Below are 19,690 nucleotides of genomic sequence, written 5' to 3' on the forward strand. Positions count from 1 at the left end.
CCCTGAGTCGCACCAATCCTATTGGGAAACGATCGGCGAAATGAACGGATTGTCCCAAGATCCGCCAATGAAGAAGCGCGTGTGGTTGAAAGTCGGCTCCGGCTTCGGCGCATCGGCTGGCGTACCCTCCGGCGGCGCGGGCGCGGCAACGGGCACGGCGAAATCTCCCGTCAGCGCGAGGCTTCTGCCGATCAGCGTCACGATGCCGGCAAAATTGAGCGTGCCCTGCTTGTTCTGGATCTGCGCCGTATCGAGTGCGGCAACGCCGTCCATGATATTGGCCTTGATTTCCAGCCTGTCGAAAGCCAGCCAGGCATCCGTCTTCTCATTGAGGCTGAAGAAGCGGTCGGTCTTGGCCTTGCTGAGCAAGCCGTTGAAATCGAGGCTGCGGATCTGGCCGGAACCAAACCGCATGCTCAGTGTTCCTTTGGCGCTGGCGAGCGACGTCGACCATCGCGATAGTGGGCCCTTCAACACGAGCGACATCGTGCCCTTGCCGAGTTCGAAGCGCTTTCCCAATCCGAGCAGGGACGCGATAGCGGCGCTGTTAACGTCGGTACCGTTGAGACGCAGTTCTCCTAGCGCGCCACCGTCGCCTTCATCAGCGAGCTGGAAACCGGCAGCGACTGAACCGTCGAAGGCCGACGCCTCGCCAATATCGAAAATCGCCCTGCCATTGCGTATCTGCGCCGTTGCCGCCACCTTTGAAAGGTCGACAGGACCCAGTGTTGCCTTTTGGGCCGAAACACGCAGGTCAAGATCGAGCTGTTTCAGGAAGGCCGTGTCGACAACCGCATCCGCGCCGGCCGATCCGGGCAATGGCATGAAACCGGAGAACGCCGAATGAAGGTCGAGCGTCTCGAAGGCAAGCGTGCCTGCAACGCTCGGCTTTCCGTCATCAAGCACGACTTCAATCACGCCCTTGACCGGATTGTCGTTGAGCGCCGCCGTCAGGCCGTCAAGTTTCATCCTGGTTGCAGATCCGGAGACGGATGCATCCAGCGTAAAGCTGCCGATTGGTGCCCCCGGTATCGTCGCCATTCTCGACCATTCGAGTGTCCGCCGCAGCGACGGAGAGGTCAGCGACAAAGTTCCTTCAAAGAACTGGTCCTTCGAAATATTCGCCGAACCATTGAACGCTAGGGTCAGTGGCGTGGAGCTGAGGTTCATCTGCAGCGGACTGGTTCCTCCAGCCAGCAGCAGCAACGCCTTCGTGGCCGAACTGTCGACTTCCGTCTCCTCGCCATGCCAAATGGCGGTACCGCGGAAACTGGCGACGCCGGACGTCTCCGGCCAGTCGAAGACACCGCTGATGCTTGAGATCTGCTCTTCCGCGCCGTTGATGGGCCGTATGAAGGTAACCATCGCATCTTCGAGACGCACCCGTCCGAATGGCTGCGATGAGACGGCGCTCATGTCGGGCTTCGCCGGATTGGTCTCCACCGCTGCGCGGGCCTCCCGCACGACATCGCCGATCCGGCCGTCGCTCTTGGCAAGGGACTCGCCTATTTGCGAGAGGCTCTTGATGGGCTCGTCAATGACAAACCGTGGCCGAACGATCTTGGTTTCCGTAAATTCAATATTGCCCAGCAGGGCAGACAGCAGCGACAGGTCGACTTCTATCCGCTCGGCCTGCATGAAAGGCGCGCCCTGACTTTGCCACGGATTGCGAATGGTCACGTCACCCAGCGATGCACTGAAGACGGGGAACAGCGAAATCTGCGGCGACTGGCGGGATTCGACTGTGTAGCCGGTCCAGTTGCTGATTTCCTGGATGAGCCGTGCCCTGATCAGATCGGTGCTGACAAGATAGGGCAGGGCAATAACGACTCCTCCGGCAACGAGGGCCATCATGAAGATCGTTACAAGAAGGTTCCTTGGCCTGTACCAGGACATGAGGGTTTCCGATAATACTCCACAGACCACCAGTGGTCCGATTTTGGCATTGGAGCACGAGAGCGCTGCTGCAATGTGGAATGTCAAATTCGTTCCACCAGCCGTCAACCTGGTGGTGTTTCTACTGCTTTACAATTGACGGTTTAGCGATCATGTGCGGCAATTCAAGCGGTTTAACACCAAATTGCTACATATTGTAACAATTGCGTGCTCGACACATGAAGGAGTCGTTCCGGATGATCAGGGATTTGGCAGGGTTATCAGCTACTCTGCGAGCACGCGCGTGGATGGAAACGTGATCTCGACCATCGTTCCGCGGCCCGGCGTGGAGTCGATCGTAAAGTTTGCGCGATTGGCTTCGGCCATTGCCTTGGTGAGCGGCAGGCCGAGACCCGTGCCGTCGCTGCGCGCATGTTTCGGCGTCGTAATCTGCTTGTAGGGGCGCAGCGCCTGCTCCACTTCCTGTCGGGTCATGCCGATGCCCGTATCGCGCACCCGCAGCAATACATCACCGCTGGTCTCATAACTGGTCGATACGATGACCTGACCGCCAGGTCCGGTAAAGCGGATTGCATTGGACAACAGGTTCAAGGCGATCTGCGTGATCGAACGGTGGTCGGCCACAATGTCGGGCAGCCGCGACGTCAGGCTGGAGCGGATGATGACGCGCTCGCGGTTGGCTTGTGGCTGCATGATCGCGACGGCTTCCGTCAGCGCTTCGTTGAGCGAGACGGCCTCGAAGTCCATCTCTACTGCGCCTGCCTCGATCTTCGAAATATCCAGCAGATCGTTGACCAGGGACAGGACATGATTACCGGAACGGCTGATATCCTTGAGGTAATCGCGATAGCGTTCATTGCCGACGGGGCCGAACTTCTCATCGGCCATCAGTTCGGAGAATCCGATGATCGCGTTCAGTGGCGTGCGGATTTCATGGCTGATACGGGCAAGGAACTCGCTTTTCTGGCTTGATGTCCGCTCTGCCTCGCGTTTGGCGCTGATGAGCTCTTCCTCGGCCCGCTTCCAATGGGTGATGTCGCGAAGCACGGCGCAATATCCCTTGGACGCGTCGAGTTTGCCGATTGTCATGAACAGCGGAATGAAGCGGCCCTGGGCCTCGCGCCCGATGACCTCGCGTCCGTCATTGAGCAGGCTGGCGACCCCATTGTCTGACAGGCCCTTCAGGTAGTCCATTGCCGCCCGCTGGCTCTCGATGGCGAACAGCAGCGAGAAGGCCTTGCCTGTCACATCTTCCGGTTCATAGCCGAAAAGGGCTGCAGCCGAATGATTGATCGAGCGGATAGTCCCGGCCGAGTCCAGCAGCACGACACCATCGGTCGCCGTATCCAGGATCGCATTGAGCTCGTCGATGCGCGTCTGCAGCAATTGCCGCTCGCTCTCGTCGAAATGCGTGTCGGAAGCTTTTGGCGACAAGGCCAGCAGCAGCGCACGCTCGCCATTTTCAGCGCCATCCTCCCAGCGAACCGCCTGAAGATGCGCCTGAACCCGCGTTATTGAACCGTCGCTCCGGCGCAGGTTCATGCCTGCTTCGTCCTCGTCATCGCTGCCGGGCCCATCGGCGAAAAGCGTGCTGAGGCCGCCGGCCGCATTGATGGCGTCGGGCGTTTCGTAGAGTATTGTCTCCAGCAGCGCCGGGTTGGCGTAAAGGATCTCGCCGTGGCGGTGGATCAGCACCGGCAGCGGCAATGCGGCAAGAATGGACGTATCGACACCACGGCGTGCCTGCGTGCGGATATCGCCGGCAAAGTCTGCCGCCGTTGCTTCCTCCAGCGGCGTCTCCATCGAATCTTGCGCGGTCGCATCCGGGGTTGCGAATCCCGGGCCAACGACTTCCGCGTCGGGAACAACTGCCTTCTGGCTGGCAGCAGCCGGCGCGGCAGGTTGCTGAAGGGCCGCGGGCGCTTCCGGCGCGGCATTTCTGCCAAACTCGGGACTGTCGTTCAGTACTTCCCGTCGCAACCGTTCGGCAATTTCGCGGAACGCATTGCGTTCGGCATCGTTCAGGCGCCCATCATCGCGCAGTGGTCGCTGTGTCTTGAGCGGAATGACGTTGCCCTCGATGGCCGCGTGCGTGCCGTTGGATGCATGGTCCGGACGCGGGGTGATGACGATCGCCGGCGTCTCGCCATTGAAGGCGTCGCTGGCGGCCCCATCAAGGCCGACGGCAGGCTCGAACGGGCCTTTCGCAGCGGCATCCGGTGCTTTTTCTTGCGGTATATCGCGTGCATCGGCGAAGGTCATGCCGATGGCTTTGGGATCGACAGCCACGTCGCCCATGCGCACCACGCCGAAGCCGCGGAAGCCCATGAAGACGCGGTCGCGCGAATAGATCGGTAGCGCCGCCAATTCTATCGGCGCACGCAGCTGTGTGCCTTCGATCGGCCACAGCACCGTCCGGCCCGACCACGTATCGCGCCGCTGCAGCAGTTCGGCAATCTCCTCGCTGGCATCAAGCCCATGACTGCTAGCGACATCGCGAAAGGATTTGCCAATGACGGAAGCCGAGACCGGCCCCACAGCGGCGGCAAACTCCGGCGAGATTTCGTTGAAATGCGCCTGCGCATCCACTTTCCAGGCAAAGCGGACCGGAGCCGTCGATGGCACATATGTAAAGCCATGCGATGGGCTCCCGGATAGCTCTGGCGGTTCGGAGGGGGTGGGGTCGCCGTCCTTGTCGAAGGCGAGCGACGCCTGCGCGTTCTCAGCGGCCGGAGAAGAAACGGCGCGCGGCAGATCCGGCATCACTTCCTCGGGCCGGCTGGGAACAGCTTGCTCGCTGGCAATCGCGGCAGCCTGCTCTTCCTCGGGTTCAATCGCAAACAGCAGATGCAGGGCAGGACTGTCGGTCAGTCTGGCAATGCCGGTCGGTACGGCGCCTTTCGCAGTCTGCACCGGGCGCTTTACCAGCCGGTTGCGCTCGAGCCGCACTTCGCGCACCAGATCGCCGAGGATCTTGTCGTGAAAACCAAGGCGACTGAAATGTTGCGAGGCAGCAATTACTGTACCCACGGAATTGATGATGGCCGCATGAGCCGACCGGTCGCCGAAACCCTCGATTGCCAGCGCGGCCGTGCCTTGCTCGGAGTTCGTCCGGTCCGTGTTGGCGATGGACAGGAGTATGGCTTGCTCGCCGCGCGGCAATGCCAGGTCGCTGGCCTGGAATGTCAGGATACGGCTCGCGAGACCGAAGGCGACGCGCAGCGTGATCGTGCGTCCATGGCCGATCGCGGGAAAACCGTCGAGAGCCATGAGTTGGCGTCGTGCCTGAATGCCGAGAACGCTTTCGCCGTTCAGAATGTCGTCGATCGATCCATAGCCGAGCATAGCGGCACCCTGGCCATTGGCCCACACGACCCGTTCCAGATCCGGCGAGATGACAACGAGCGCATCGCCATTGGCGAAATGCTCGCGGATCTCGTCCAGGACGGCAATGTCGATAAACGGGTAGGTTCCAGACGCCATATGTTGACCAGCATTCCCAGAGGCAATTGACCGCATTCATGCGGCCGTCTTAATACTTTGTTAATAATGATCCCGCCGCCGCTCGTCCACTCACAGCCCCCTATCTTACATGTCTTTCTCTTGGTTTAGTTAACTTCCGCATTCGCGGTGCCACCGTCCACATAATAATTTTGATGTAGAAACAGGTGCTGGATTGTGCGCTGCAAAATAAATGTTGCAATGCACAAAAAGTTCGATTATATAGGGTTCATCAAATCAGTTGCAGCGACAAAGACCGTCTGCACAAGGAAGGACACGAATATGAGCAAGACCACCAAACAGACTGCTGATGCGTTCTCGATCCCGACTTTCGACGCCACCGCTGTAACCGATCAGGTTCGCGAATTCACAGAGAAGGGCGTTGCTCAGTCCAAGGAAGCCTATGCCAAGATCAAGGATCAGGCTGAAGCTGCACAGAAGACCCTCGAAACCACCTTCGAAACCGCTCAGTCGAACACTGCTGCTCTTTCGCTCAAGGCCCTGGCCGCTCTGCGCGCCAACACCGAAGCCAGCTTCGCTCATATCGAAGCCCTCATCGGCGTAAAGTCCTTCGGCGAAGTCATCGAACTGCAGAGCGCATTTGTTCGCAAGCAGGCAGAAGCCATCTCCGGCCAGGCCAAGGAATTCCAGGCTGTCGCCACCAAGGCGGTCGAGGAAATCTCCGCACCGGTCAAGTCGGCTGTCGAGAAGGCAATCAAGGACGTCAAGGTCGCCTGATCAGGCGCCCGACACCAGGCAACACTCCGACGGCATTTCTCCCCCCCAGCCGTTGGAGCGCGAGACTCTGGATCCTCCCACCAGTTCTCGCATCAATTGAAAAGACCGGACCCCATTCCGGTCTTTTTCTTTTTTCTGTCAGAGCAATTCCAGCCAAAGTGGGAACCTGTTTTGCGTCCGAAACTGCGGAAAAGCAAAAGGTTAGCGTATCTTCGTGACTCGTGTGAAACGGAAATGCTCTAATTTTTGTCTTTGTTGCATCGAGCGCTTGCAAAAAGCGTCAATCCTCCGTATGTGACGCCTGTCAAAAACTTGGCGGTACGCGGTCGTAGCTCAGTTGGTTAGAGCGCAGGATTGTGGCTCCTGAGGTCGGTGGTTCGAGCCCACCCGACCGTACCATCCAGACAACAGGCAAATCTCCACAATTGGATATCTTTTCAGCCGGGTGCGAAAGCATGCCGGCCATTCTGTTCGTAGTACTGCCGGTCTTGAGGTAGCATTGTGTTCGCCGCTCACGAGGGCGCAACAGGCGTCTGAGATCGAAAATTCAGATTCTCCATGCGAAAGCGTGCCACCGGCAGGCGCTTCACCCTCAAGGGTGAAACTGTTTCTGCCGATGCGTGCTATCCCCGAACGGCATTCGTCTCAGGCGAATCCATTAGCGTGGGGACCATACGCAAGCCAGTGCTTTTCGCGGCCACTATCGTAGCCGTCCAGTTCTTATGGTTTTTGCTCCTGATGCCGGGAAAACCCGGAAATTCAATTCCTGGGACGATCTCCAGCAGCGATACATCGCGCATCGTTGCATCGGTACATCACAAGCAGAGCACAGGAGGAAATCATGCATTTATTCGCTCGGACGGCCCTGGCAGCCGCAATCCTCATCGTTCCATGCGAGGCCCAGGACATGATCAAGAAGATCGGCTCCGCGGCCGGGTGGGACATATTTGTCAATGAGAAGATGGGCCCCGGTTGCGTTATTGCGCGGCAAAACCCCAATGACGGCGCACAGCTCCTGATCGGCATCGATGCGACAGCCGACCTGCGCGGCTATATGGCGATCTATACCAAAAAGCCTGCAAAGATTTCCCAAGGCGAAAAGCTCTCGGTTCTGTTCGATGTCGACGGCCAGCAGTTTACCGGCGTCGCCACGGGACAGGAGATGGAGGGTTTCGACGGCGCATCGGTGCCCTTCAACAATCTCGATTTCATCTACGATCTTGCCAAGAAGAAGAAGCTGACGATCTCCGCGAAAGGGCGCGACCCGCTGGTGGTTGACCTTACCGGCACCGACGCTGCGTTCAAGGCGTTGCGGGAGTGCCAGGCTGCTCAGAAGAAGTAGGCAGCAGCCTATGCGATTGTGCCGAACCGGAGCGCAATGGACTTTGGGTTCATGCGTCCCGGATCGCAGAACTATGCCTTCCGCCTCAGCCCGAAACCCCCTAGGAGCGCTCTTCCCAGATCTTTGCGAGTTCGACGATCGTCTGCACCGCCTTCTCCATATCCTGACGGCTGACCCATTCGAGCGGCGAGTGAAAAGCGTGACCGCCCGCAAAGAGGTTGGCGCAAGGCAGGCCCATGAATGACAGCCGCGAACCATCCGTGCCGCCCCGAATGCTGCCGCGTACGGGTTTCATCCCGGCGCGCCGGATTGCCTCGAGGGCGTTGTCGACGATCTGCGGATGACGCTCGAGGATGAGCTTCATGTTGCGATATTGCTCCTTGACCTCGAACGTGTAGGAGGAGCCGGGATAGTCGGCAACAACGTCCTTCACGATCTTCTCGAGTAGGTCCTCCTTGGTGGCAAGGCCATCATCGTTGAAGTCGCGGATAATGAAGCTCAGCGCAGCCTTTTCCATCGAACCGGTCACGCCCGTGGGATGGATGAAGCCGTCCCGGCCGTCCGTCGATTCCGGTGCAATCTCCTTCGGCAAGCGGTCGATGATGGCGCCGGCAATCTTGATGGCGTTCTGCATCTTCCCCTTGGCGAAGCCGGGATGGATGGCGACGCCGGCAATGGTGATCTCGACGCCGTCGGCCGAAAAGGTCTCGTCTTCGATATGCCCGGCCGTCTCGCCATCCACGGTATAGGCAAATTGTGCGCCGAGCTTTTTCAGATCGGCCTTGTCCACACCGCGTCCTATTTCCTCATCCGGGGTAAAGAGGATCTTGATTGTGCCGTGCCTGATGCCGGGATTGTCGACCAGGAATTGCGCTGCTGTCATGATCTCGGCAAGTCCCGCCTTGTCATCGGCTCCGAGCAGCGTCGTGCCGTCGGTCGTGATGATGTCATTGCCGATTTGATCACGCAGTGCGGGATGGTCGCTGACACGAATGACCTGCTGCGCTGAAAGCTGGATGTCATCGCCGCGATAGTTTTTCACCAGTTGCGGCTTGACGTTGGTGCCTGTGAAATCGGGTGCCGTATCCATGTGCGAGCAAAAGCAGATGACGGGCACCGGCTTGTCGACATTCGACGGGACGGTTGCATAGACGTAGCCGTGCTCGTCGAGATGAGCGTCATCCAGTCCTATGGCGAGCAGTTCCTCGACGAGCAGGCGGCCAAGGTTCTTTTGCTTCTCGGTGGAAGGCTGTGTCGATGATTTGGGGTCCGATTGGGTGTCGATGACGACGTAGCGAAGAAAACGATCGGTAACGGTATCGGTCATGGTCATTGTCCAATATTTGCTTCAGCGATGAATTGCTGTAGCGCCTGCCGGCGCCGCCGTGAATATATTCTTCGCCGTGACGACGATTTTTTGCGAGGTGGACCGGGCGTCTTATGTGAACGAATTGGTCGAGGGCGATGTTACTCTATACACATTCATATCCATCATAATGCCAGAGATGGTTGGACATCAGGAGCCTTCAACGGCTTGGAAAAATCACCGAAACTGCTATGCTGATCTTGGAGCGGGGACGGACTGTCGTCCGCCCCCATTCCTCATCTAAAAAAATGAACCCGGATGGTGAATTGCCAGCTCGTCCGGGTTCTTTTTATGATGAGGGTGACACTTAGTGGCCTAAACCACATAGCTCACCTCCAAGTTCTGAAAGCAAGGCTGTTGCCCCAGTTGGAGAAGCCCACCCTCCCCAATGCACCGGCTGGCTCGGTGCTTTCTGCTTCTGCTTTCAAAACGGATCGCGCCTCCACTAATCGCCCGGGGCAGCAGAATCGGCAATGAACGCTGGGTTGAATCGATAGGCCCACGATTGTTATCCCGGTTGTGCACGGTCTCTTACCATTTGCGGGCTTCGATGTTTCATGCCAATGAACGGCATGCGCATATTGCTCGTAGAAGACACGCACGATGTGGGAGAAGCCATCTGCAAGCGTTTCGAGGCGACCGGCCACGCCGTCGACTGGGAAACCAACGGGCGCGACGCGGCCGAAATAATCGATTTCACCGAGTACGCGCTGATCATCCTCGACGTGATGCTGCCGGGGATGGACGGGTTCGAAATCCTCAAGCATATCCGCAATTCCGGCAATGCCGTGCCGGTCCTCATCCTCACTGCGCGTTCCGAAATCGATGACCGTGTGGGCGCACTCGACCTTGGGGCCGACGATTATCTGGTCAAGCCTTTCGACTTCAGGGAGCTGGAGGCGAGGGCCCGCGTGCTCATGCGCCGGCACACCGGCGGCGAGGCCACCAATCTGATCAAATGCGGCGATATTGCTGTCGATCGGGCGGCGCGGTCCGTCCATGTCGGCAAGCGCGAGGTCCAGTTGAAGCGCCGCGAACTGACCCTGCTCGAGGTACTCGTCGCGCGGCCCGGCCGCGTCTTCAGCAAGGATGAACTCCTTGACCAGATTTTTGGCTTCGACGAAGCGGCCAACACCAATGCGATCGAGCTCTATATCGGCCGCCTGCGCAAGAAGCTGGAGGGTGCCAGGGCACGCATCGTCACGGTACGCGGCCTCGGTTATCAACTGGTATCCGACAATGAAGCATGAGCCCTCGCTCTTCGCGCGGCTCGCCCGGCGCATTTCCGTCGTGCTTGGCATCGGCGCGGCACTGCTCGTCACGGCGGCGTGGTATTATGCCGAGACCGCGGCCAACAAGGCCTATGACCGCCTTCTCGTTGGTGCTGCGCTGCAGATGGCCGAAAGCCTTTCTGTCGAAGACGGCATATTGGCGGTACGTCTGCCGACCTCTGCGTTCGAACTGCTCGGCCTTGCCGAGCGCGATCGGATTTTCTATCGCGTCATCGATACGCAAGGACAGACCTTGACCGGGTATGACGACCTGCAAAGCCCCACGCCATTCGATGGCGCTCTCGACGTATCCAGCGTGGAAGAGGGCGTCTACAAGGGGGAACCGGTGCGCATTGCCCGGGCAACCCGCGTGCTTGCCGATCCGGCCGTATCGGGTCAAGCCTATGTCATCGTCGCCCAAACCAATGAGGCACGGTCGGCACTGACCCGCGAACTGACATTGCGGGCAACGATCCTTGTTTTCGTCATGAGCCTTCTGGCGTTTGCCGGCGCCATGCTTGCCATTCGCTATGCGCTGCAGCCGGTAGAACGGCTAGGAACTGCCGTGCGCCGTCGCGATCCGCACGATCTGACGCCGGTTTCGGTGGACGTGCCGCGCGAGCTTGATCCATTCGTCGGGTCGATCAATCATTTCATGGGCCGGTTGAATGAACGCGTCGACCTGCTGCAGCGTTTCATTGCAGATGCGGCACACCAGATACGCACGCCGCTGACGGCACTTGTCGCGCAGATCGATCTGCTTGGCACGGGCAAGCTCGACAGTACCGGCCGCCAGCACTACGAGCGTGTACGGGAACGGACTGGCGAACTCGCACGCCTGACCAACCAGCTTCTCAGCCATGCAATGGTCATCCACCGCGCCGATTCAGTGCAGCTCGAGCCGATCAGTCTGGTCGATGTTGCGCGCCGGGCCTACCGCGCGGCCATCCCGGTAACGGTTGATCCCGACATCGTCATCTCGTTCGAAGCGCCGGATGACCGCCCTATCGTGCTTGGGGATGCAGTCAGCCTGCGCGAGGCCATCGTCAATGTGATCGACAATGCCCTGCGCCATGGAGCCGATCAGCGGCTGGAGGTACGCGTTCGCGCCACCGGCACGCAAGCTTTCGTCGAGGTAGAAGATGACGGCCCCGGCATCCCGCCCGAAGGATGGGAGAAGGCAACGCAACGCTTTGTAACATCGAAATCGCATGAAGGAAGTTCCGGTCTTGGCTTTGCCATTGCCCAGGAAGTGGCAAATGCCCATGGCGGCACTCTGGGTTTTCGCGCGCGCGGCGAGAAGGGCTTCACCGTGGTTCTGACCCTGCCGCTTGTGACAGGAGAGCCGAAATGACCAGCTCCGGATCAGCCGGCGGGCATCGCTTTTGCAAGGCACCTCATTCCCTCATGGTGAGCTTGTCGAACCACGCACGGCGATTGCCCCGCCGATTGCTTCTTGTTGCTGCACTGCTTTCCCTTGTTCTTCCTGCGAATGCCGAGGACAACAGGACCGAGTTTCCGGCGCCGCAAGCCGAGACCGGCAAGCTGACGATCTATTCGACGACAGATCTTGCCGCCATGAAGCCGTTGATCGAGGATTTCCAGAAATCCTCACCCGACGTTTCGATCGATTATATCGAATACCTGACAAACGAACTGCATGCCCTGGCAAGCGACGCCTGCAGGAAAAATGAGCCACTTGGAGATCTGTTGCTTTCGTCCTCCGTTGATCAGCTGCTCAAGCTTGCCAATGATGGTTGCGCCGAGTCCCATACATCGCCGGAAACCGCCCGCGTTGCCGATTGGGCCAATTGGCGTGATGAGGTCTTCGGCTTTACCTATGAGCCGGCGGTCTTCGTCTACAATTCGCGTCTGGTGCCGCCGGCAGAAGTGCCGCGTACCCACGTCGAACTCGCCGACCTCTTGCGTGAACGGCTCGACTACTATCGGGGCCGCGTCGGCACCTATGATATCCGGCTTTCGGGGATCGGCTATCTTCTCGCCTTCAATGATGCGCGGCAGACGACGACCGTCTTCGGCCGCCTGCTGGAAAGCATGGCGCGCGCTTCGGCAGTGGCACGGTGCTGCACCGGCGAGATCCTGGAGGAAGTCGGCAAGGGCAATCTCTACATCGGCTACAACATGCTTGGCTCCTACGCCTATGAGGCGGCGCTGCGCAATCCGGAACTTCGGGTAGTCGTGCCGCGTGACTACACACTCGTTCTCAGCAGAGGCGCGCTCATCCCCAAGGGCGCGGCCCATGCCGATCTTGGCGCACGCTTCCTCGATTATCTCTTGTCCGAACGCGGCCAGTCGGTCGGCCGCACTCATGCTTTCTATTTTTCGGAAACAGGCGGTCTTCCGCCCGATGTCGACGGTCCGCAAAATCTGAAGGAGTCGGGTATCGCGCAGCCGATCCGCATCGGGCCTGCGCTGCTGGCCGTCCAGGACAGGGCACAACGTCAGCGCTTCATTGAGGATTGGGCGCAATCCATGATTGAGCTCAACAGCCCGGCATGGACACGGGAATAGAAGTCGCGGGTTTTTGCCGGCCTTGCGCGATATCGAGGAGCTTTTTCCGCAATCGTCCGAAAAGCATCAGAGAATGTGCCATTCTTGACCAACAATCAGCGAATCTGATCGAAAAATTTCAACCGGAGCGTGAAAATTTGCTGTGGTGACGCGAACCCGCGCTAGAACAGCGAACCCTGTGACCCGCTCGGGACCGGTGGCTTTTTGCCGGGGACGGGGCGTTCGGGCTTCGCCCGGGCCGGATGCTGCTCACCCTCCATTGCCAGGGCCCTTACCTCGCCATCCTGGAACTTGAGGGTCAGCTCGTCGCCACCCGCGATGCCTGCGGCGCGCTTGATGGGCGTGCCGGTGGTATCGAGAACGACCGCAAAGCCCCTTTCCAGAACGCCTTGATAGGAAAGGGTTTTCAGCAGGCGTTCGAGTTCGCTGCCACGCCGTCTTGCCCGGTCGAGATTGAGGTCGACAGCCTGCACCTGACGGCGATCGAGCTGCTGCAGATGCTGGCGGCCGCGCTCCGCAAGTCGTGCCGTCGGCTCGATGGAGAGGCGGCCAGCCCGCCTGGCATAGAGCGAACGCCGGTCACGCACGAACACCTCGAGACCTCGGGGCAGCCTGCTCTCCAAGATGCTGATTTCACGTCGTTTTTCGCGAAAACGCTGCTGAAGCAGACGTGGCGATAATTGTCGCGCGCAGCCGTCGAACTCGCTGCGTTTCTTCTGTGTATTCGCCTGCAGCGCCCGTCCGAGCCGCGCGGCCGTTTCGTCGAAATGCCTGCGGGGCAGGGCCAGCAATTGATCCGCATTGGGCAGGGCGCGCGCCAGGGCTCTTTGTGTCTGCCGGCGGCGGTCAAGATAGCGCGATATGCCGGCCGATAGCCGGGCACCCAGCGTCGCAACGGTCGCCGACAAGTCGGCCCGCACTGGCACGGCCATTTCCGCAGCGCCCGTCGGTGTTGGAGCGCGCACATCCGCGGCAAGATCGATCAGCGTCCAGTCAGTCTCGTGGCCAACGGCGGAAATGACTGGAATCCGCGATGCGGCGACGGCGCGAACCACGGCCTCGTCATTGAAGCCCCAGAGGTCTTCAAGGCTGCCACCACCGCGCGCCACGATCAGGACGTCAGGCCGGGGAAGGGCGCCGCCTTCTGTTAGGCCATTGAATCCGTTAATGGCGTTCGCCACCTCCAGGCCGCAGGTCTCGCCCTGGACCCTCACCGGCCAGACCAGCACATGCAGTGGAAAACGATCGGTGATGCGATGGATGATATCGCGGATGACCGCACCAGTCGGGGAGGTTACGACTCCGATGATTCGCGGCATGAATGGCAGGCGTTGCTTGATTGCCGGGTCGAACAGACCTTCGGCGCCGAGCTTGCGCTTGCGCTCCTCAAGCAGCGCCATCAGCGCTCCCGCTCCTGCCGGCTCCATCTGCTCGATGACGATCTGATATTTCGAGGAGCCGGGATATGTGGTCAATTTGCCGGTAGCGATGACCTCCATCCCTTCCTCGGGCTGGAAACGCAGCCGGCTCATCGAACCGCGCCAGATCACCGCTTCAATGCGGGCCTTGTCATCCTTCAGTGAGAAATAGGCATGACCGGAAGAATGCGGGCCACGATAACCTGAAATTTCACCGCGAACCCGCACATGCCCGAACGTGTCCTCGACGGTGCGCTTGAGCGCACCGGAGATTTCGGAAACGGTATACTCGGCTACATTGGAGGCAGATTCGGGCTTTTCGCTCATACGCTATTCCTAGCCGCGCGGTTGTTCACGTCAACCCTCGCGTGCCCCGGTGGCGGCATTGCCAGAGCGAAGAATTTCGACTTTAAGTGGGGCAAAGGAGACAACATGTCCGCAACCGAATCTGCTATCGCCAAGCGTCTGAAATTACGCCACTATTTGCTGATTGGAGCAGCGCTGATTGCCGTTGCGGCCATGATTCTCCTCTGGATGGGCCGCAACCCCATATGTACCTGCGGCACAATAAAGCTATGGGTAGCCGAAACGAATTCGTCCGACAATTCACAGCATATCGCCGACTGGTACACCCTGTCGCATATTATCCATGGCTTCCTGTTCTATGGGATGCTTTGGCTGGTCGGCCGCAGATGGCCGTTGGGGCTGCGTCTGCTGATCGCCATAGTCGTAGAGGCGGCCTGGGAGATCTTCGAGAACACGGACATGGTCATCAACCGTTACCGGGAAGCGACCATCGCGCTCGGTTATGTCGGCGACAGCGTGCTCAATTCCGTGAGCGATATCCTGTTCATGGTGCTCGGATTCTTCTTCGCCGCCCGAGCTCCTCTTTGGCTGACAATCGCCCTGGCGATCTTCTTCGAGCTGCTGGCGGGGTGGGTCATCCGCGACAACCTCACCCTTAACATCATCATGCTGCTCTACCCGCTGGATGCAATCAAGGGATGGCAGAGCGGGCTATGACCCGCTTACCATCCCGGGACGAGTTCCGTCGCGCGTACCTGGCGCAGGCGCTGGTTGGTCAGGACCGGGACCGTGGCCGGCGCCATGCTGACGGGCGTTGGCATGGAAAGATTATCGAGGCTTTCGACGATGTGTTGGGCCAGCGCGTCGACGATTGCCGACGGCTTCGTATGACCGCGCATGATCCCAATGCCAAATTCCGGAAGACGGCCGAAACCGTCGGCTTCGGTCAGCACCCGCATTCCCGGCCGTAGGGCGCATTCCGGGAGGATCGACACGGCAAGCCCGGCCAGTACCGCGGCTGCCAGGACAGTTGCCGACCAGCTGGTGAAGAGAATGCGGTAATCGTGGTGCATCGTATCCAGCACGTCGATCGCGGCCGCGCGCCAGATGCAGGTGGGGCGGCCCACCGCAAGCGGTAGCACTTGTTCCTCATGCACATTGTGGTGTGCCGAGGTGACCCACAGCAGCTGCTCGCTACGAACCACTTCTGAACGCCGGTGCTCGTCGCACTGTGTGACAAGTGCGATGTCGAGCTGACCTTTGCGGATCATCTCGTCGAGATTGACCGTTGGCTCACAGACAACGGAAAGTTCGACGCGTGGATTGGACCGCGAAAATCGTGCCATGATTTCCGGGAGGAACCGGTCCGCATAGTCGTCCGGCGTGCCGATGCGAATGTGGCCCTGGAGCTGCGTGTCATCAAAAGCTGCGATGGTTTCATTGTTGAGCTGCAGCATTCGCCGCGCATAGGCCAGCAACCGTTCGCCGTCTTCGGTGAGCCTGTTTGTGCGCCCGTCGCGCTCGAACAGCGGTTTCGATACGCGTTCTTCGAGCCTGCGCATCTGCATCGATACGGCGGATTGGGTCTTGTTCACCTTATCGGCCGCCCTGGTAAAGCTCCCGAGATCGGCGATGGCGGTAAATGTCTGCAATTGGTCGAGGTCAAGCGGTGCGTTCATGACTGTACTCCCGGACGGATTGATCCATCATTATTATTGAACGTTTACATTAAAAACATTCGTTTGAATAATCAATTTTTATGGATCAATCTGTACATGTTCAGGAAGCGCAGGTGTCAGCAGATACCATGCGTGGTGCGCGAAAAATGGTTTTTGCGCGGTTTAACTTTCTTGATCAGCGCCATTCAAAGGAGTTACGGCGATGACGACCACAACGAGAATGACTGAAGTAACTGGTTTCACCCGCTCGATCGCAGCTTATGCGTCGCAGGCCGCCAGCTTTGTCAACCGAGTGATCGTCGCGCGCCGCAATCGTAAAACGATCCTGAGCCTGGGCGAGTGGAATGACGAAATGCTGCACGACATCGGCATCACACGAGCTGATCTGCATTCGGCCATTGGCACGTCGCTCCTTGACGATCCGAGTGAACGGCTTGGAGCCCTGGCAGATGTCAGGTTCCGCATTCGCGCAACGCGATCGAATTTGTAGGTTGACGATTTGAAGCTTTAGCAGGCGCCCATTCACGCCGGAATCCCCTCCCGGCGCCTAGCCTGCCTCCTGCCCGGCCCACCTTGCATTTGCAACGTGGCCGGGCTTTTTCTTTTCCGCTGTCAGCGATTGCGGTCCATGCCGCGCAGATACTGATCGAATATGGATTCGAGGCCTTTCTGGTACTGGTCGTTGGCCTGCTTTCCGGTATCGAACATCTGGCCGAGTATATCCTTGAGCGGATTATCCGAAGGGGCCGATGTCGGTGGCGCGGCCCGCTTTTGCGCCTGCGGCCGGGTGGGCTGTGACACCTGAGGTTGTTGACCACCACCAAATATCTCTCCGAAAATCTGACCGAGAGGATTGTCCCCGAACGGATTTTGTCCTTGTGCGGTCTCTTGCGGCGCCTCCTCCTGAGGAACCCTGCCACGGGGTGTCGACGCCTGTGGTGTGGCGCCTCCGGGAGCGGCGCCCTTCATCATCTCCTCGAATATCTTGCCAAGCGGATTGTCACCGAAGGGATTCTGCCCTTGTGCGGTCTCTTGAGGCGCCTCTTCCTGAGGAGCCCTGCCACGCGGGGCTGGCGCCTGTGGTGTGGCGCCGCCGGGAGCGGCCCCTTTCATCATCTCCTCGAATATCTTGCCGAGTGGATTGTTACCCAACGGATTCGTTTGGCCTTGGGGCTGCTGGCCTGCCGCACCTCCACCGAACATTCCTTCGAGGATTTGACCCCACGGGTTTGCACCTGCCCCGGGCGCACTCTGTTGGGGCGTGCCCGTCTGTCCGGCGCCGCCTTGCCGCATCATCTGTTCGATGAGGTCGCCAATCACATTGCCGCCACCAAGACCAGCCGCCGCAAATTGGCCGGTCGATTTCTTGTACAATCCCCCCATCATCATCGACGCCACCACTGGCAGCATCTGCTTCAACGTGTCGGCACCGACACCGGCTGCATTGGCGGCATGATCGGCTACGGCACGCGACAAGTCCTTGGAGCCGAAAAGCTGACCAAGCACGTAGTTGCCATCAGCAATGCCAGATGGATTGAATGCGGCTTGCGGATTATCAAAATAATTGACGTTCTGACCGGTCGAAAGCGCCTGGACGAAGGCACCGAAGCCCATCGGGTCCGCTGCATTGCGCTGCAGGCCTTGAGAAAAGGCCGGCATCAGCGCCTCGAGGGCCGCAACAGTCTGCTGAGGCGACAGGTTGAACTGACGGGAGAGAGCATCGATGTTCTGGCCCCCTTGTCCCTTAAGGAACATATCTATGAGATTCATGGCGACGATCCTCCTTCGCGCTGGGCACGATGAAGATTAGCGCCGCGTGTACGCAGACATCAATCCTTTTATGGTAACCCCACCCAGCTAGAAATAGCGCGCGAGATTAGCGCGGATGCGCTCCAGGGGATCGATCGTTGCATCACCTGGCTCGAAGGTTCGGTTGGTGATGGTCTCATAGGCCTGAATGTAGACCTTCGTCGTGGCGTCGATCACGTCTTCGGGGATCTCCGGAATATCATCCTTGTACGGGTCGCAGCGTTCCACGACCCAGTTGCGAACGAAATCCTTGTCGAAGCTGACAGGTCGCTGTCCCGGCACATAACTGTCAGCAAACCAGTAGCGGCTCGAATCCGGCGTATGGATTTCGTCCGCCAGAACAATGTTGCCCTGCTCGTCCGTGCCAAATTCATATTTCGTATCGGCAAGAATCAGGCCACGGCTCGCGGCAATTTCCTGCCCGCGTGCAAAAAGCTTCAAGGCGTAGCTCGATACGCTCTCCCACTGTTCCGCGGTGAGCAATTTCTGCTCCATAATGGCTGCTGCCGTCAGCGGCTCATCATGGCCGCCGTCGAAAGCCTTCGAGGTCGGGGTAATGATCGGCGACGGCAGCTTTTCATTGTCCTGCATGCCATCGGGAAGGGTGAAACCATACATCTGCCGCTGACCGGCCTTGTAGAGGGTCAGGATCGATGTCCCGGTTGTGCCTGCCAGGTAACCGCGAACGACGATCTCGACAGGCAGGATAGTAAGCTTGCGACAGACCAGCACATTCGGGTCGGGATACTCCATGACATGGTTAGGGCAGATGTCCTGTGTCTGCTCGAACTGGAACCGCGCGGTCTGAGTCAGAACCTGACCCTTGAGCGGTATGGACGCCAGAATGCGGTCAAAAGCACTGATACGGTCAGTGGCTATAATAATGCGCCGGCCGTCGGCCAGATCGTAATTCTCGCGAACCTTGCCTTTATAGTAATTGGGCAGCTCGGGAATGAACGCGTCGGACAGAGCTTTGTGATTCGGCATGGTTCAGAAATCCGCTTTAATGATCAGGGCTCCGCATAACACATATGGCCATGGACGGGAGTCAAATTTTCGGATCGAGAGGAGTTTCAGCGCCCGCCGGTCACGTCGAGGCAAGCACCCGTGACGTAGGACGACGCGTCGCTGAGGAGCCACACGATCGATTCTCCAACCTCATCCGCCGTACCTGGCCGCCCGAGCGGCGCAGTTACGCCTAGCCGCTGGGCCCGGTCCGGCTGGCCGCCGCTCGCATGGATGTCTGTTTCGATCAGGCCGGGGCGAATGGCGTTGACGCGGATGCCTTCGGAACCGACCTCCTTGGAAAGGCCGATGGTCAGCGTGTCCATTGCCCCTTTCGATCCGGCATAGTCGACGTATTCATTTGGACCGCCGAGCCGTGCTGCGGCCGATGAGAGGAGGACGATTGACCCGCCCTTGCCGCCACGGGACCGGGCGAGGCGACGGACACCCTCGCGCGCGCAGAGATAGGCACCGAGGATATTGATGTCGAAGATGCTGCGCATGCGTTCGATATCCATATCGATCAGAGGCGAAGCGGGAGCAACAATGCCGGCATTGACCACGACCCCGTCCAGCTTGCCAAGCTCGGCCACCTGGTCGAACATCGATATGACATCCGCTTCAATGGCGACATTGCCCTGTATGGCCTTGGCCCTGCCGCCTGCTGCACCGATGGCATCAACGACTTCATCGGCAGCAAGCTTGTTGCCAACATAGTTGACCCCGACGGACCAGCCTTTCCGGCCGGCAATAATGGCTGCCGCACGGCCGATTCCGCGGCTGGCGCCCGTGATCAAAATGGTCTTGGTCATGGAAGGGCCTTTCGT

The 19,690-nt window shown here is 59.2% G+C and carries 15 protein-coding genes and 1 tRNA gene; 8 read left to right on the forward strand and 8 right to left on the reverse strand.

What is annotated here, in order from left to right; all coding sequences use genetic code 11:
• Positions 1–18: 18 nt before the first annotated feature.
• Together K9U38_RS04785 and K9U38_RS04790 are read right to left on the reverse strand one after the other, a co-directional pair.
• On the reverse strand, positions 19–1,896 hold the full coding sequence (locus tag K9U38_RS04785) for an AsmA family protein (protein ID WP_224493214.1): 1,878 nt from the start codon (positions 1,894–1,896) through the stop codon (positions 19–21).
• 264 nt (positions 1,897–2,160) lie between these two features.
• Positions 2,161–5,379, reverse strand: a complete 3,219-nt coding sequence (locus K9U38_RS04790; protein ID WP_224493215.1) for a PAS domain S-box protein — start codon at positions 5,377–5,379, stop codon at positions 2,161–2,163.
• Positions 5,380–5,679: 300 nt separating this feature from the next.
• Here K9U38_RS04790 and K9U38_RS04795 point away from each other — a divergent pair, with 300 nt between their 5' ends.
• The 3 genes from K9U38_RS04795 (at position 5,680) to K9U38_RS04805 (ending at position 7,477) form a co-directional block, all read left to right on the forward strand.
• Positions 5,680–6,135, forward strand: a complete 456-nt coding sequence (locus tag K9U38_RS04795) for a phasin (protein WP_224493216.1) — start codon at positions 5,680–5,682, stop codon at positions 6,133–6,135.
• Positions 6,136–6,457: 322 nt separating this feature from the next.
• Positions 6,458–6,534 (forward strand) — tRNA-His (locus tag K9U38_RS04800).
• Between the two features lie 442 nt (positions 6,535–6,976).
• Positions 6,977–7,477: a hypothetical protein gene (locus tag K9U38_RS04805; RefSeq protein ID WP_224493217.1), complete on the forward strand. Its 501-nt coding sequence runs from the start codon at positions 6,977–6,979 to the stop codon at positions 7,475–7,477.
• Positions 7,478–7,577: 100 nt separating this feature from the next.
• On the opposite strand, the gene pepT is transcribed toward K9U38_RS04805, so the two are convergent.
• The gene (gene pepT, locus K9U38_RS04810) at positions 7,578–8,804 is read right to left on the reverse strand and encodes a peptidase T (protein WP_224493218.1); all 1,227 of its coding nucleotides are present in this window, start codon (positions 8,802–8,804) and stop codon (positions 7,578–7,580) included.
• A gap of 611 nt (positions 8,805–9,415) precedes the next feature.
• Here pepT and K9U38_RS04815 point away from each other — a divergent pair.
• The 3 genes from K9U38_RS04815 to K9U38_RS04825 are packed head-to-tail and all read left to right on the forward strand — an operon-like array spanning position 9,416 to position 12,646.
• Positions 9,416–10,093 carry a response regulator transcription factor gene (locus tag K9U38_RS04815; protein ID WP_224493497.1) on the forward strand — a complete coding sequence of 226 codons (678 nt, stop codon included), beginning with the start codon at positions 9,416–9,418 and terminating at the stop codon, positions 10,091–10,093.
• Complete coding sequence (locus K9U38_RS04820; RefSeq protein WP_224493219.1) at positions 10,083–11,468, forward strand: sensor histidine kinase; 1,386 nt, start codon at positions 10,083–10,085, stop codon at positions 11,466–11,468. The genes K9U38_RS04815 and K9U38_RS04820 overlap by 11 nt, the downstream gene beginning before the upstream one ends.
• Positions 11,465–12,646, forward strand: a complete 1,182-nt coding sequence (locus tag K9U38_RS04825) for an ABC transporter substrate-binding protein (protein WP_224493220.1) — start codon at positions 11,465–11,467, stop codon at positions 12,644–12,646. The genes K9U38_RS04820 and K9U38_RS04825 overlap by 4 nt, the downstream gene beginning before the upstream one ends.
• A gap of 161 nt (positions 12,647–12,807) precedes the next feature.
• Here the strand turns inward: K9U38_RS04825 and xseA are convergent, their stop codons facing one another.
• A complete protein-coding gene (gene xseA, locus K9U38_RS04830; RefSeq protein WP_224493221.1) occupies positions 12,808–14,391 on the reverse strand; it encodes an exodeoxyribonuclease VII large subunit in 1,584 nt (527 codons plus the stop codon).
• Positions 14,392–14,496: 105 nt separating this feature from the next.
• Between xseA and K9U38_RS04835 the strand changes: the two genes are divergently transcribed.
• Positions 14,497–15,087, forward strand: coding sequence for a DUF2585 domain-containing protein (locus K9U38_RS04835; RefSeq protein ID WP_224493222.1), 591 nt, complete (start codon positions 14,497–14,499; stop codon positions 15,085–15,087).
• Between the two features lie 5 nt (positions 15,088–15,092).
• Here K9U38_RS04835 and K9U38_RS04840 read toward each other — a convergent pair whose 3' ends face one another.
• Positions 15,093–16,049, reverse strand: coding sequence for a LysR substrate-binding domain-containing protein (locus tag K9U38_RS04840; protein ID WP_224493223.1), 957 nt, complete (start codon positions 16,047–16,049; stop codon positions 15,093–15,095).
• Positions 16,050–16,251: 202 nt separating this feature from the next.
• On the opposite strand from K9U38_RS04840, the gene K9U38_RS04845 reads away from it, so the two are divergent.
• The gene (locus tag K9U38_RS04845; protein ID WP_224493224.1) at positions 16,252–16,539 is read left to right on the forward strand and encodes a DUF1127 domain-containing protein; all 288 of its coding nucleotides are present in this window, start codon (positions 16,252–16,254) and stop codon (positions 16,537–16,539) included.
• 122 nt (positions 16,540–16,661) lie between these two features.
• Here K9U38_RS04845 and K9U38_RS04850 read toward each other — a convergent pair whose 3' ends face one another.
• From K9U38_RS04850 to K9U38_RS04860, 3 genes are all read right to left on the reverse strand, one after another.
• The gene (locus tag K9U38_RS04850; RefSeq protein ID WP_224493225.1) at positions 16,662–17,819 is read right to left on the reverse strand and encodes a DUF937 domain-containing protein; all 1,158 of its coding nucleotides are present in this window, start codon (positions 17,817–17,819) and stop codon (positions 16,662–16,664) included.
• Positions 17,820–17,906: 87 nt separating this feature from the next.
• Positions 17,907–18,845: a phosphoribosylaminoimidazolesuccinocarboxamide synthase gene (locus tag K9U38_RS04855; RefSeq protein WP_224493226.1), complete on the reverse strand. Its 939-nt coding sequence runs from the start codon at positions 18,843–18,845 to the stop codon at positions 17,907–17,909.
• Between the two features lie 86 nt (positions 18,846–18,931).
• Positions 18,932–19,675, reverse strand: coding sequence for an SDR family oxidoreductase (locus K9U38_RS04860; protein ID WP_224493227.1), 744 nt, complete (start codon positions 19,673–19,675; stop codon positions 18,932–18,934).
• Positions 19,676–19,690 lie beyond the last annotated feature (15 nt).

The sequence above is a fragment of the Phyllobacterium lublinensis genome (genome assembly GCF_020164435.1).
GTDB lineage: Bacteria > Pseudomonadota > Alphaproteobacteria > Rhizobiales > Rhizobiaceae > Phyllobacterium > Phyllobacterium lublinensis.

Excerpts from the sequence above, each read along its gene's own strand:
- K9U38_RS04850 (WP_224493225.1), bottom strand. The coding sequence starts at position 17,819 with ATGAATCTCATAGATATGTTCCTTAAGGGACAAGGGGGCCAGAACATC.
- K9U38_RS04795 (WP_224493216.1), top strand. The coding sequence starts at position 5,680 with ATGAGCAAGACCACCAAACAGACTGCTGATGCGTTCTCGATCCCGACT.
- K9U38_RS04785 (WP_224493214.1), bottom strand. The coding sequence starts at position 1,896 with ATGTCCTGGTACAGGCCAAGGAACCTTCTTGTAACGATCTTCATGATG.
- K9U38_RS04815 (WP_224493497.1), top strand. The coding sequence starts at position 9,416 with ATGCGCATATTGCTCGTAGAAGACACGCACGATGTGGGAGAAGCCATC.
- K9U38_RS04845 (WP_224493224.1), top strand. The coding sequence starts at position 16,252 with ATGACGACCACAACGAGAATGACTGAAGTAACTGGTTTCACCCGCTCG.
- K9U38_RS04835 (WP_224493222.1), top strand. The coding sequence starts at position 14,497 with ATGTCCGCAACCGAATCTGCTATCGCCAAGCGTCTGAAATTACGCCAC.
- K9U38_RS04805 (WP_224493217.1), top strand. The coding sequence starts at position 6,977 with ATGCATTTATTCGCTCGGACGGCCCTGGCAGCCGCAATCCTCATCGTT.
- xseA (WP_224493221.1), bottom strand. The coding sequence starts at position 14,391 with ATGAGCGAAAAGCCCGAATCTGCCTCCAATGTAGCCGAGTATACCGTT.
- K9U38_RS04855 (WP_224493226.1), bottom strand. The coding sequence starts at position 18,845 with ATGCCGAATCACAAAGCTCTGTCCGACGCGTTCATTCCCGAGCTGCCC.
- pepT (WP_224493218.1), bottom strand. The coding sequence starts at position 8,804 with ATGACCGATACCGTTACCGATCGTTTTCTTCGCTACGTCGTCATCGAC.
- K9U38_RS04825 (WP_224493220.1), top strand. The coding sequence starts at position 11,465 with ATGACCAGCTCCGGATCAGCCGGCGGGCATCGCTTTTGCAAGGCACCT.
- K9U38_RS04790 (WP_224493215.1), bottom strand. The coding sequence starts at position 5,379 with ATGGCGTCTGGAACCTACCCGTTTATCGACATTGCCGTCCTGGACGAG.
- K9U38_RS04860 (WP_224493227.1), bottom strand. The coding sequence starts at position 19,675 with ATGACCAAGACCATTTTGATCACGGGCGCCAGCCGCGGAATCGGCCGT.
- K9U38_RS04820 (WP_224493219.1), top strand. The coding sequence starts at position 10,083 with ATGAAGCATGAGCCCTCGCTCTTCGCGCGGCTCGCCCGGCGCATTTCC.
- K9U38_RS04840 (WP_224493223.1), bottom strand. The coding sequence starts at position 16,049 with ATGAACGCACCGCTTGACCTCGACCAATTGCAGACATTTACCGCCATC.